General features: G+C 40.7%; 16 protein-coding genes and 1 pseudogene. 7 read left to right on the forward strand and 10 right to left on the reverse strand.

Going from position 1 to position 12,922, the window contains the following annotated elements; genetic code table 11:
• The 5 genes from B4F08_RS02150 to B4F08_RS02170 form a co-directional block, all read left to right on the forward strand.
• A partial coding sequence (locus tag B4F08_RS02150) for a F0F1 ATP synthase subunit gamma (protein ID WP_291372844.1) occupies positions 1-354 on the forward strand: 354 nt, incomplete at its 5' end.
• A 26-nt stretch (positions 355-380) separates the two neighbouring features.
• Positions 381-1,775 (forward strand): F0F1 ATP synthase subunit beta, encoded by a 1,395-nt coding sequence (gene atpD, locus B4F08_RS02155; RefSeq protein WP_004684425.1) that lies wholly within the window; start codon positions 381-383, stop codon positions 1,773-1,775.
• Positions 1,776-1,801: 26 nt separating this feature from the next.
• Positions 1,802-2,221 (forward strand): F0F1 ATP synthase subunit epsilon, encoded by a 420-nt coding sequence (locus B4F08_RS02160; RefSeq protein ID WP_086210808.1) that lies wholly within the window; start codon positions 1,802-1,804, stop codon positions 2,219-2,221.
• 98 nt (positions 2,222-2,319) lie between these two features.
• Positions 2,320-3,180 (forward strand): D-hexose-6-phosphate mutarotase, encoded by an 861-nt coding sequence (locus B4F08_RS02165; protein ID WP_291372847.1) that lies wholly within the window; start codon positions 2,320-2,322, stop codon positions 3,178-3,180.
• Between the two features lie 137 nt (positions 3,181-3,317).
• The gene (locus B4F08_RS02170) at positions 3,318-3,620 is read left to right on the forward strand and encodes a hypothetical protein (RefSeq protein WP_086210806.1); all 303 of its coding nucleotides are present in this window, start codon (positions 3,318-3,320) and stop codon (positions 3,618-3,620) included.
• A gap of 38 nt (positions 3,621-3,658) precedes the next feature.
• On the opposite strand, the gene B4F08_RS02175 is transcribed toward B4F08_RS02170, so the two are convergent.
• The 7 genes from B4F08_RS02175 to B4F08_RS02205 form a co-directional block, all read right to left on the reverse strand.
• Positions 3,659-4,594: a hypothetical protein gene (locus tag B4F08_RS02175; protein WP_151707256.1), complete on the reverse strand. Its 936-nt coding sequence runs from the start codon at positions 4,592-4,594 to the stop codon at positions 3,659-3,661.
• An 81-nt stretch (positions 4,595-4,675) separates the two neighbouring features.
• Positions 4,676-5,119 (reverse strand): AAA family ATPase, encoded by a 444-nt coding sequence (locus tag B4F08_RS02180; RefSeq protein ID WP_291372851.1) that lies wholly within the window; start codon positions 5,117-5,119, stop codon positions 4,676-4,678.
• 83 nt (positions 5,120-5,202) lie between these two features.
• Positions 5,203-5,793 carry a hypothetical protein gene (locus B4F08_RS02185; RefSeq protein ID WP_291372863.1) on the reverse strand — a complete coding sequence of 197 codons (591 nt, stop codon included), beginning with the start codon at positions 5,791-5,793 and terminating at the stop codon, positions 5,203-5,205.
• Between the two features lie 152 nt (positions 5,794-5,945).
• Positions 5,946-6,380, reverse strand: a complete 435-nt coding sequence (locus tag B4F08_RS02190) for an RcnB family protein (protein WP_291372853.1) — start codon at positions 6,378-6,380, stop codon at positions 5,946-5,948.
• Between the two features lie 62 nt (positions 6,381-6,442).
• The gene (locus B4F08_RS02195) at positions 6,443-6,745 is read right to left on the reverse strand and encodes a hypothetical protein (RefSeq protein WP_086210801.1); all 303 of its coding nucleotides are present in this window, start codon (positions 6,743-6,745) and stop codon (positions 6,443-6,445) included.
• A 175-nt stretch (positions 6,746-6,920) separates the two neighbouring features.
• A complete protein-coding gene (locus B4F08_RS02200) occupies positions 6,921-7,466 on the reverse strand; it encodes a glutathione peroxidase (RefSeq protein ID WP_086210800.1) in 546 nt (181 codons plus the stop codon).
• Between the two features lie 122 nt (positions 7,467-7,588).
• Complete coding sequence (locus B4F08_RS02205; RefSeq protein WP_291372855.1) at positions 7,589-8,143, reverse strand: hypothetical protein; 555 nt, start codon at positions 8,141-8,143, stop codon at positions 7,589-7,591.
• Positions 8,144-8,477: 334 nt separating this feature from the next.
• Here B4F08_RS02205 and B4F08_RS02210 point away from each other — a divergent pair, with 334 nt between their 5' ends.
• The gene (locus B4F08_RS02210) at positions 8,478-9,398 is read left to right on the forward strand and encodes a DMT family transporter (RefSeq protein ID WP_291372856.1); all 921 of its coding nucleotides are present in this window, start codon (positions 8,478-8,480) and stop codon (positions 9,396-9,398) included.
• 395 nt (positions 9,399-9,793) lie between these two features.
• On the opposite strand, the gene B4F08_RS02215 is transcribed toward B4F08_RS02210, so the two are convergent.
• From B4F08_RS02215 to B4F08_RS02225, 3 genes are read right to left on the reverse strand one after another with little or no spacing between them, the layout of a single operon-like run.
• Positions 9,794-10,363, reverse strand: a complete 570-nt coding sequence (locus B4F08_RS02215) for an L-threonylcarbamoyladenylate synthase (protein WP_086210797.1) — start codon at positions 10,361-10,363, stop codon at positions 9,794-9,796.
• Positions 10,364-10,408: 45 nt separating this feature from the next.
• Positions 10,409-11,542, reverse strand: coding sequence for a DNA-processing protein DprA (dprA, locus tag B4F08_RS02220; protein WP_291372859.1), 1,134 nt, complete (start codon positions 11,540-11,542; stop codon positions 10,409-10,411).
• A 22-nt stretch (positions 11,543-11,564) separates the two neighbouring features.
• Positions 11,565-12,719, reverse strand: a complete 1,155-nt coding sequence (locus tag B4F08_RS02225) for a LysM peptidoglycan-binding domain-containing protein (protein ID WP_291372861.1) — start codon at positions 12,717-12,719, stop codon at positions 11,565-11,567.
• Positions 12,720-12,839: 120 nt separating this feature from the next.
• Here B4F08_RS02225 and B4F08_RS02230 point away from each other — a divergent pair.
• Positions 12,840-12,922 (forward strand): annotated as a pseudogene (locus tag B4F08_RS02230) (peptide deformylase); the annotation flags it as partial.

Consider the following 12,922-nt stretch of genomic DNA (forward strand, 5'->3'; position numbering starts at 1 on the left):
AACGGCTTTGTCAATGCCATGACTCAAAATCAAAAAATCGAACAACTTGTTCCTTTAGCAACTGCTGAAGAAAACAAGACCCTTAACCGTCAATACGGTTGGGATTATATCTATGAGCCTGAAGCTGAAGAGCTTTTAAATGGCTTATTGGTTCGTTATATCGAGTCTGTGGTATATCAAGGCGTGATCGAAAACATCGCGTGTGAGCAGTCAGCTCGTATGGTTGCAATGAAAGCTGCAACCGACAACGCAGGTGATTTGATCAAGAGCCTACAACTTATTTATAACAAGCTGCGTCAAGCCGCGATTACTCAGGAAATTTCTGAGATCGTTGGTGGTGCCGCTGCCGTTTAACATTATTTTGAATTGAGGAGACAGCAATGAGTAGCGGTCGTATCATTCAGATCATCGGCGCGGTTATCGACGTCGAGTTTGAACGTAACAGCGTTCCTAAGATCTATGACGCTCTCCACGTTGATGGCACTGAAACTACATTAGAAGTTCAGCAACAACTTGGTGATGGCGTAGTTCGTACTATTGCAATGGGTTCTACTGAAGGCCTTAAGCGTGGTTTGAACGTAACGAATACTAACGCACCAATCTCTGTACCAGTAGGTACAGCGACTTTGGGTCGTATCATGGATGTTCTTGGTCGCCCAATCGACGAAGCTGGTCCAGTTGCGACTGAAGCGCGTTTGCCGATTCACCGTCAAGCACCTTCTTATGCTGAACAAGCAGCTTCTACTGACCTTTTAGAAACTGGTATTAAAGTCATCGACTTACTATGCCCGTTTGCTAAAGGTGGTAAAGTTGGTCTGTTCGGTGGTGCCGGTGTTGGTAAAACTGTAAACATGATGGAGTTGATCAACAACATCGCGAAAGCGCACTCAGGTTTATCTGTGTTCGCTGGTGTTGGTGAGCGTACTCGTGAAGGTAACGACTTCTATCACGAGATGAAAGACTCAAACGTTCTTGACAAAGTAGCAATGGTTTACGGTCAGATGAACGAGCCACCAGGTAACCGTTTACGCGTAGCGTTGACTGGTTTGACGATGGCTGAGTACTTCCGTGACGAGAAAGACGAAAACGGCAAAGGCCGTGACGTACTATTGTTCGTAGACAACATCTACCGTTATACACTAGCAGGTACTGAAGTATCAGCACTTCTAGGTCGTATGCCATCTGCAGTAGGTTATCAACCAACACTTGCAGAAGAGATGGGTGTTCTTCAAGAACGTATTACATCGACTAAGTCTGGTTCGATTACGTCAATCCAAGCGGTATACGTACCTGCCGATGACTTAACAGATCCATCGCCTGCAACGACATTTGCTCACTTAGACGCAACTGTTGTATTGAGCCGTGACATCGCATCTTCTGGTATTTACCCAGCGATCGATCCACTGGATTCAACTTCACGTCAGTTAGATCCACTAGTTGTGGGTGCTGAGCATTACGAGATCGCTCGTTCAGTTCAAAACGTTCTTCAACGTTATAAAGAATTGAAAGACATCATCGCGATTCTTGGTATGGACGAACTTGCAGAAGAAGATAAGTTGACTGTTTACCGTGCGCGTAAAATCCAACGTTTCTTCTCTCAACCGTTCCACGTAGCTGAAGTGTTTACGGGTGCTCCTGGTAAACTTGTACCGCTTAAAGAAACGATTCGTGGCTTTAAAGGTCTTTTAGCTGGTGAATACGATCACATCCCAGAACAAGCGTTCTACATGGTTGGTGGTATTGACGAAGTGATTGCTAAAGCTGAGAAACTTTAATTAGTTACCTAATTTAGGAGATTCTCATGGCGACTATGCAGTGTGATGTTGTAAGTGTTCAAGAGTCTTTGTACTCTGGCACTGTAACGATGCTAATTGCTAAAGGTGCTGGTGGTGAGTTGGGTATTATGCCTGGTCACGCACCACTAGTAACTTTACTCAAGCCGGGCGCAATCCGCGTTCTACTTGAAAATGGTACAGAAGAGTTAATCTATGTATCTGGTGGTGTACTCGAAGTTCAACCGCATGTTGTGACGGTTCTTGCAGATACTGCAGTCCGTGCAGAAAACTTAGATGAAGCAGCAATTATTGAAGCGCGTAAACACGCTGAACAATTGCTTGCAAATCAAAAGAGCGACTTGGACTCTGCTGCCGCTTTGGCTGCTCTTGCAGAAACTGCTGCTCAGTTGGAAACCATCCGCAAAATCAAGAACCGTGCTCAGTAAGAGACGGTTTGAGATTAAAAAAGCCACCCGAAAGGGTGGTTTTTTTATGTCGAAAAAATTTAGTATAAATGGCGTTAATTCGAAAAGTGTGAAAATTTATGTTCAATGTTTCTGGTATTAGCATTGATCAACTTGCCGAGAGTGAGTTGGATGTTTTAAAAGTATCAAATGCATATTGCGATGCTGTGATGAGTTACCAAGGAGCACAAGTACTCGAATTTTATTCCAAAGTGAAACAACAGCCTTTGCTTTGGCTCTCTGAACTAAATTCTTATCAGGCAGGGACAGCCATTCGAGGAGGGATTCCTTTATGTTTTCCGTGGTTTAGTGCCCACTCACAACATGCCGATTTCCCTGCACACGGCTTTGCACGGAACCTGAACTGGAAACTTGTCAATGTTATTGAGAGTGAAGCAGGGCATGAAATTATTTTTGAATTGAGGGATTCAAATGTAACGCGCAGATATTGGGATGTTGCATTTAAGTTGAGTATGCATATTTATTGTGGTGAAAAATTGCAACTCATGATGCAACTGAGTAATTTAGATACAGTGGATATAGAATTTAGCTTTGCATGGCATAGCTATTTCCCTACCAAAACAGAAATTGCTAAAATTTCGGGATTAGACAATACAACTTATATTGATCAATTGAATAACAATAAAGTTCAGAATCAATTTGAGCAACAGATTGAGTTTAAATCAGAATTAGATCGCATTTATCCTCTAACAAGGGGGCAGTTTGTTTTAGAACAAGACACGCAGCACCAGATTTTTATTCGTAGTACTGCAAAAAGTGCAATTATCTGGAATCCTTGGATAGATAAATCGAGGCGTATTCTGGATATTCGAGATGATGCTTGGCAAGATTTCGTTTGTATTGAGTGCGGGCAAATTGCATCAGAGAAAGTATTTTTAAAAGTGGGAGAAATGATCCAATTTGAACTATGTATAGAGTAAATGGGAAGTCTTCGCGCAGTAAAGCCATCTAGATTGAGGCCAACGGATAGTGCTCAAGTGAATATGTAGCTAAAGTTGCATATATTTCATTCAATAAAAAGTATAAGTTGATACAGTATTGTTAAGTGAATAAGACCATGAACCTGATTGCCTATGAAGCTCATTTTTGGGAGCTTTACCAAGACTTTGAGCGCTATTATCTGAGTATTGCCATTGATATGAGTTCGGTTGTGTCTTGTTGGGACTTGGTTTTGACGCAAGAAGAAATTTTGCAATATGAACATCGTGGCCGAGTCAGTATTCAGGAATTGGCCAAGTGCATCATAGAAGCCGCCTATAAAGGTGATTTTTCTAGCATAGAATCTCGTTTAGCCAAGCCTTATGAACGACAAGCGATGCAATTGGCCTTTAGAAACTGGATGAAAAGCACTCAAGTTTAGCAGTAAGCTGAATTTATTTTCTATTATGGTGGGTGGGCTTAATTCTTCTTAAGAAAGGCCTGACTGAGCTGATGGAGTAGCATCTGGCTTACAGCATCCTGCTGTTGCTGGATGAGTTGTTTGATTTGGTCGATCTGAGGCTTCTCTTGAGGAATGATGATGTCCTGATCTATTTCTAGTTCAGAGATAGCATTTGGCTGTTCTGCGACTAAGTTAGAGGATGGATGTTCAGCATGCCAAAGCTGTGTTTCAAGTGACATGATGTATTTATATTCATCGGTATTTGGGTTGAACCGCTTATAAAGCCTTAAGTCTTGCATCGCATCTTGACGGCTTCGGTGTGGTGTATCTGTTTCGGTTTTTAGCCATTCAGATATCACGGGGTGAATTTCATGTTGCATCTGTTGGTAATAAACCCAGTCACTGAGTAGAGCATGGTCTATGTCCGAGACATAAGGATTATTCTGTTGTAGCAGTTGCTGTAAATGTTCTAAGACCAAAATTTCCTGCTGCTGTAAGGCGTAACGCGCTTCTGTGTTGATCTGTTGATATTCTTCTGCGGGAATTTCAGAGAAATATTGTTGATCGACAAAGGCATCGACAATATGTGTCTGGAACAGGTCATTCCATTGCTCTAGCGCATGTATTTCTAATTGCTGTAGTTCTTTAAAGCCTTTACTTTGATAATGATTTAACTTGATACGCTGAATATTTTGCTGATTAAGCTCAATTTTCTGTTTGATATACTCAGCATAGGCGCCTTGCTGTTTGGGGCTGACAGGGATTAGCACATCGACCAAAAGTAATTGTTGTTGCTGTTTGTATTTCAACCAATCTTGAGTGCGTTGGGTTTCTTTGTACTCTTTAGAGAAAAAATGGGTCAAATGTGGTGTCGTTTTTTCAGGCATTACAAAATGCATCACGCCAAATACCATGATTGCTAAACAGACCACCACAAGAATGACTTTTTTCATTATAGAAATGTTTTTCTGTGTTTATTATTTGTAGATGTTAGCTCAAAAATGAGAAATAGTTAATATTTTTTCATCAAACTATTAAGTATGTATGGGAGAAATGGAAAACTCCCCATGACCTAGAATATTAACTTTATATAAAGCATTAAAGCCCTCAGCATGTTGTGGCTGCTCAAATTTTTTATAAGTGGCACGAACACCGATATCGGGAATGCAAGCTTTGCCTTCGCGTAAGCGATTACGTTGTAGAGCACTACTGAGTTCAGTTTCGAAACAATAGCCAATGATCTCGAAGCCTGCGTCCTTTGCCCTTTGAATATAGCGGGCTCGGTCAGCGATGGTTGGGTTGGTATTATCAATCACCATTTTGGTTTTTGAGACCAGTCCTGCTTCAAACATGATCTTTTCACGATGCCTTGTTTTCAGCATGTCGAGGTTGATGCGTAAATGGCTATGGGCCAAATTTAGCAGATAATAGCTCGATTTTCCTGAAGCTTGGATGCCCATAAAAATAATCAGTTGCATATGTGATTTAAATACTCGCTGTGCGAGAAAGCCTTTGAATAATTTTCTCTCCTTATTGTTAAAGTCGCAAGACTTAAAATAATTTAAGACTGCTTTTCAGCTGCCGCATCGTTGTCAGCTTGTTGAGGAATCATCATAGAAGCCAGTTTCAGCATTTCGGATTGGATTGTGCCCATTTGTTGTTGAATTTTTTTAAAATCCAATTGGCTGAAATCCACTTGTCCATTTAAAAATGGTGAAGCCAAAACTTGTTGGTTCGCGGAGAGTAAAGTATTACGAATATCGTTAATTTCTTGAGTTTTGAGGTTAAGGCTGTTCAAAGCAGCATTAAACCCAGTCAATTGTTTTTGTAAGGCAGAGGCTGCCTGTTGCAATTGTTGTTGATCGTGCTGATCAATTGCGGTTTGTAGATCGTTTTGGGTTTCTTGAAGCTGGGTGACATATTCTCCTGCTTTTAATTGCAGATCTGCTACATCACGGACGATATACAGCATGCTCCCTGTTTTGAGTTCAGGTTTTTCAGTGTTTTGCACATGTGCTGTTGAGCTCTGATCAGCGTTTTCAGTTTGAATATTTTGCTGGTTTGGTTCGGCTGCTTGTTCACAGCCAATCAGCAAAATGCCCGAACTAAACAGAGCAAAAGGGAGAATTAAGTTTTGTAAAAATTTTTTCATCATCAAATCAATATTGCGGCTATCTATTTTTAATATAGAGGCAAAATGTGCAGATAAAATAGAGTGTTTCAAAGTCATAACAAAACTATTTGAGAAGCTAAAAAAAAGAGTGCCGTGGCACTCTTTCTTCTGATTCGATATCAGCAGATAACTTAACCTGCAATAATTTTGATAATGGCATGTGTACGAATGTCTGTCAGTACATAGTCGCCATTCACTTTAATCCATTGTTGGTTTTTACCTGGTTTGCTCAATTTTTTAAACTTTTTATGGTCGACTTTGTAGCCTTGACCACGGTATTGAGTTGGTACGGGATTGCCTGGCTTCCAAGATGCTGATGGTCTTGGCGCTTTATCGTGGTTTGGTTTTTGTTGACCTGGTTGCTGCGCAGCTTGTGGAGCAGGTTTATGCTCATCAGCATGATGGTTGGATGCATCTTTATGTGCATCATTGTGATTTGGCGCATCATTGTGATTTTGTGTTACATGCTCTGCATTGTTACGTTGATCTTGTGGAGCTGCAAATGCAGGAGCAGCAACTAATGTAGTTGAGAATGAAAAAATTACAGCTTTAATTAAACGATTCATAATTGACCTTTTTAAATATTGTATGCGTTGATGGCGTAAGTTACAGAGGCAATAATGCAATATTACGCAGCTTTAACTGGTTTTTTTTCGCCAGTTTTGTGTTGCGGTTGTGTGTGGTTCTGAGGTGTAACTTTCTTGCTTGTTGCCTTTTTAGGTGTTTCTTTTTTCTTTTGTACAGCTGGTGTTGGTGTCTTAGATTGCTTTTTTACAGCTACTGGCTTACTGGCGTCAGCTGCTTTATGTACGTGCTGTTGAGTTGCTGCTTGAGTTTTAGCAGGTTGCTGTTCTGCTTGTGCTGCAAAAACAGGTGCAGCGACTAATGCTGTGGATAATGAGAGAATAACTGCTTGCACCAAATGTTTCATAATCGACCTTTCAATTCATATCTGTCTTGTTCTGATGTTGCTATTACAACAGTAAGTGTTCGAGTTAATTTGGATTTTATGTTGTATAAAGTTTAAAACTGTGGAGGAATAAAGGAGACGAATGAAAAGTAGGTCAGAAAGTAAGAATCTCACTTTCTGAGCATAGGAGCTGTTTTTACTTTAATAGTTCAGCATTGATTGCATCGACGATACGAGGATCATTGGCTGTAATATCGGGTGCGAAGCGCGCAACCACTTCTCCATTCTTATTGATTAAGAATTTTTCAAAGTTCCACAGTACCTCAGGTGGTTCATTTGGTGTTAAACCGTAGTCAACTAAGTCTTTCCACCATGGACCTTCTCCAATACGTTCAGGAATGGCTTGGGTCAGAGTTTGGTATAGCGGATGTTTGTCATCGCCTGCAACTGAGATTTTTGAGAAGAGTGGAAAATCAACTTGGTAATTGAGTGAGCAAAATTCTTGAATTTCAGTATCTGAACCAGGCTCTTGTGCTAAGAAATCATTAGCAGGGAAGCCTAAAATTTCTAGACCTTGAGATTTTTTGTCTTGGTAGAGTTTTTCTAAACCTTCGTATTGTGGTGTCAGTCCACATTTAGATGCAACATTCACCACCAGTAGCACTTTACCTTGGTACTGGTTTAGGTTGATGTTTTCACCCTGAATGGTTTTGACTGGAATGTTATAAATCGAAGTGCTCATTTGAGTGTCCTTATATAAAGTCTATTTTATTGTGTTGTAAGCGTTCGCCAAAGTCACGTCAATTTGATGTCTCATCACAACAAAAAGCAAGCCGAAGCTTGCTTTAATGTTTTGCTTTAAGGTTAAGGAGCGTGAGCTGCTTTGACTTTGGCTTCTAAAGCCGTGACATCAGCCATGATGGTTTTCTGTAGTTCCATGGCTTTGTTTTGAAGCTCGGTAATTTTTGCGCTATCTGGCTTTGTTTCAATACTCTCTTTAGTCAGCTCAATGCCAAGGTTATTGGCATCCTGCATTTTTTTACGTAAGGCATCCACCTCAGTACTTTTTAAAGTTAAAGCGTCAAGCTCATCATTAAATTGTTTGACATAGGCTTCTGTTTTTTCAAGCACTGCTTTAACTTGTGTCGAATCTTTCTTTTCGACAACTGCGGCAACTTCTTTTTGGAATGCTGTGGCTTCCTGTGCTTTTGCATTTGATAAGGTTTCTACGGCCAATAAATCGGCTTGAATATCAGCAATGTTATTATTGCTATGATTAGCAACGACGGTGGTTGCCTCGGTGGAGGTTGTTTCAGATGCAGACGTTGTTTGTTCAACGGCCGGTTCAGTTCCTTTCTTTTCACATGCGGCCAAAGATAGCGTGGCCAAACAGACTGTGGTTAAAAGTAACTTTTTCATAAGAACATCCTTCTATCGGGAAATATGCTTGGTATCTGCCAAAGTCGCAGTGCAATGACAAATCTATTCAGAATGCGTTTCTCATACGCTATAAATAAAATGCAGAGATGGCCGAATGCGTTCTATGGTGTTTTTGTAGAGTTGGCACGTAGAAAGTGATGACTGTAATCTGTTTTGCACTTATGGTTGTTTTTAATACTTTGTTTTTTATTGATTTTAAATTTAAAAATAAATGTATCAATTATGTTGAATACCCAAATGATATTCGAATAAACTGAAAAAATGCTTTAACATTCATCTAAATTTTGCATACAAAAGTTGAACTGGATTAGGCATGAGTACTACACAACAACGAATGTATTGGGCTTTGAGTTTACCCATCATTGCTGTACTGATTTGGTCAATCAATATTGTGGTCACGCGTTATGTGGCAGATTTTATTTCACCTGTGAGTATTAGCTTTTATCGTTGGTTCTTTGCTTTTATCCTTTTAACTCCTTTTGCACTCATTCCTTTATGTCGTAAATGGGTATTGATCCGAGGACATATTTGGCAACTCGCGGTATTGAGCGCATTTGGTCTAGTGTTGTATCAGGGCTTAGCTTATACGGCTGCCCATTATACCACTGCGACTAATATGGGGCTGATTAATGCCTTTATTCCGATCTTTACCATTTTTGTTTCATTGTTGATTTTAAAAGATATTCCAAATCGCTTTGCGATTATTGGCAGTATTCTCTCTTTTGCTGGTTTGGTCTATATCATTGGGCAGGGCAATCTGGCGGGCTTAGTTCAGTCTGGCGGACACTTTAGTGATGTCTTGATGGTGGTTGCTGTCTTTTTCTATGCCTTTTATGGCGTGTTTTTAAAGAAATGGCAATTACAGATTCCACTCATGTTGAGCCTTTATGTCCAAATCTTTTTTGCGCTGCTTTATCATTTACCATTTATTGCATATTTCGGACTGGATTCAATCAATAGTCAAAATGCAGCGAGTGTCTTATATGCCAGCATCTTTCCTTCATTGGTGGCACCGATGGTTTGGATGCTTGCAATTACGCGTTTAGGGCCAAACCGAACCAGCATTTTTATGAACTTGATGCCTGTTTTTACTGCAGTAATTGCATTTTTCTGGTTAAAAGAGGCGTGGACGGTCTATCATACTGTTGGTGGTATTGTGATCATCTTGGGTATTTTACTCGCACAGCGAAAAACGGCACAAAAGGTTTCTACTTTGACGGGTCATTTAGATTAAAAGGTTGAAAAATGTACAAACAGATGTATTTTGAATAGAATAATTCATTTATTTTTTTGTTTGTAATAGTATTTTTAGATTAACAATGTTCTTTAATATGCCTAAAAAATCATTAAAAATAGACAGATAATTTTAATTATCTTTCAATTATTCAGATTAATCATGCTTTTAGACGCATGATTAATACAAAAAATCTATTTGTTAGAAGTTACATTTTGCTACATAATACGCGCACTGCGAAACGATGATGCTTTTAAACAGTGCATTTGCTTTTGCTCAACGGTTTTCAGACCCTCTGGATGTGATTACACATCCTTTTTTATGCTCAGCCATCCCTATATGGCTGAGCTTTTTTTTGTCTATTTTTCCTATAAGTTCTGACCAGAAGCCTATTTTTAGGCACGAACCACTTCACCGGTTTCTGCATCAAGTATGCGACTTGGTTCTTGGCTTAGCCCTAAGTCACCATTTAGATAACTTACCTGTTGGGCAAAATATTGGCTTGCATCTTGTAATGAGCGTGCAGGATCGAGTCCAGCAGGATTGGCGCTGGTGGAAACAATAAAGCCCTGAAAAGCATTGCACAGGGCAACGCAAATGGGATGTGTGGTGACGCGAACCGCAACTTTAGGATGATTGCCTTTAATCCATGTCGGAATATGTTCATTTGCAGGCAAGAGCCATGTGGTTGCACGTTCAGATGGACTACGATGACTCCAGCTATCAATAACTTGCTGGCGAATAGTAGGATCTAGATGTTCTAAAAGCGGTTCAACTTGAGAAATTTGCCCGGCCAGTAGAATGACGCCTTTTTCTATAGGACGCTGTTTAATACGTAGAATGTCCAAAAATGCCTGTTCGTTATAAGGATCACAGCCTAAACCCCATACTGCTTCTGTTGGATATGCTAAAACTTGACCATGTTTTAAACATTGCGCCGCTTCAGTCACAGAGGTGGTAATCATTACACGTGGTACCTTTTATTGGGGAAAGAGGGAATATTGTGAACTTTATTGGTGAGAACGGCAACGCAGATAATTTCCAGCCTGTTGTTGTGCAAGTCCCAAAATTTCCAGTTCCATCAATTGACTGGTGAGTGTGGCAATATCCACCCCAAGTTTAAAATTAAGCTGATCCATATTCTGTCCAACCCAATCCAGTTGATTATAGAGCTCAAGTAAATCGGGGGGAATTTCAAGATCTGCATTTTCATGCAGTCCATTTGCTTGAGATTGGCTATGCCACTGGGTAGGGAGCGCTAAATCTTCAATGACCTGTTCAGGATGATCAACCAAAATGGCTCCTTCACGAATCAATTGATGGCAGCCTTGATGGTGTTCACTGTAAATATGCCCCGGAATGGCAAAAATGGTTTTCCCTTGCTCTGCGGCTCTTTGTGCGGTTCCTAGAGAGCCACTTTTTAAGGCTGCTTCTGCAATGACAACCCCTAGACTCAGTGCACTGACGATACGATTCCGCCGTGGAAAATTACGCTGTAAAGGTGGGGTGCCGGGCAGAAACTCTGTAATAATGCAGCCATTATTTTCCAATATTTGTGTGCGGAGCGTTTGATGTTGGGAGGGGTAAGTGAGATCTAAGCCTGTACCTATCACCGCAATTGTACGTTGATGTTTTAATCCACCCTGATGCGCCGCAGCATCAATGCCCTCAGCTAAGCCACTGGTAATGTAAAAGCCTTTTTCTGCCAAGTAATAAGCAAAGTCATACGCGATTTGCTTACCTTGGGGGCTCGGCTTACGACTACCGACGATAGCAACTTGAGCTTGCATTAAGTTTTGTAGATTACCCTGACCAAACAAGACTGGCGGCCGATCTACATAAGGGAGTAGTTGAGAGGGGTAATTGCTTTCGGTTTCTAGCAAGATAAAATCACAACTGGTTTGAATGTTATGCAGTACACTTTGCAATCTGTTTTGTCCAGCAGGTGTTTGTAGCTCTGCTACACGTTGCAGGTGGCTTTTGTGCAAACCGAGTTTGGACCAAGTATTGAGATGAGCTGGAGCAACGGCTTCACTGCTTGAGCCAAAATGAAGTTGTAATTTTTGAAAGCTCGATAAAGAATGCTGAACTAAATACCACAGGGTGATTGTTGCAATCTGTTCATGTGATAATGAGTTCAGCATATATGTACCTTAAAGCAACGGATTATTCATCCACAACCGATGGATAAATATGAGCGCCCAAGTTCATTGGTAACTCACTGTCGAGTACATAAGCATAACTAACGCGGTCAAAGGTTTTGAATACCATGATGTTGCCAATACGCTCAGTTGGAAGCGTAAGTTTTTCATTGGTCTTCGGATCACGGATTTCTTGACCCTTTTGGCTGACCGCGAACACATAGCCTGATTGAACGCCATCCATTGTGCCACGGTCAATGGTTACAACTGAATGCTTCGCTGCCAAACCAATCGAACCTTGAACCCGAATCACTTGACCGCCACCAGTCACATCTTGTGCATGTGTTGGGTAGAACAAGGTTGGAAGCATGGCATCATATTCAGGTAGGACACGATAACCACGACGGACTTCAGAATTATATGAGTCTGTAATTTCTAAAGTTGACATGTCATTTTCACCACGGATGGCAATGGCTGAACCAACCTGAGTCAACTCTAAACCTAGATTTTGTTTTTTACCTTCTGCATCCGTCACAATATACGGTTCGCCTTCACGGTAAATCGCGTAGCGCTGACCGACTTGAATGCCTTGACCACGTGCATAAACAGTTTGGCCTTTACCTGCAATGACTCGTTGATCTGCAGCACCGACAATATATGGTGTATCTTTTAATGATTCTTCAGGCAGAATAGTACTGTGTTCTAGCCAGTTCTTAATATATTCAAGTGGAATCACTGGAATTGCATTGTTTAATGATTCAACGCGAGCTTGTGGTTGAAGTTTGGTGCCACCTGCATAACGACGAATAATCCCTTCACAGCCATCGCCTTCGTCTTTGCCAATGATTGGGCGACCTTCATAGGTACACATCAGCAAGCGGTCACCTGGGAAAATCCAGTGCGGGTTTTTAACATGTTTATTACTTGCCCAAATTTCAGGCCAGCGGACAGGATTATTGAGAAAACGTTTAGAAATATCCCACAAGGTATCGCCTTTTTTCACCACATAAACATTCGGTGCATTGGCTTTTAGAGCAGGTGGATTGGTATTTCGAGCAGGTGCTGCATGTGCTGTAGAAATAATGCTTGCGCCAACGCTTACACAAATGGCAAGAGCTAGTATGTGTTGCTTAAACCCCAAGGCACTAAAAGATGGCATGCCCATAAAAACCTTTTTCATTATCATAATTCCTAAAATTATGTATGTAGTTGCGTTATAATAACGATATTACACACATTTTTTTGATCAAGCATTCCCTTCATTTGGTTTTTTGATCAATGGCATAATTGAGGACGCAGTATGGCCTTATTACCTATTTTAAGTTATCCTGATCCCCGTCTTCGTACCATTGCCAAGCCAGTCGAAGAAGTCACTGATGATAT

This window comes from Acinetobacter sp. UBA6720, assembly GCF_002454215.1.
Lineage (GTDB): Bacteria > Pseudomonadota > Gammaproteobacteria > Pseudomonadales > Moraxellaceae > Acinetobacter.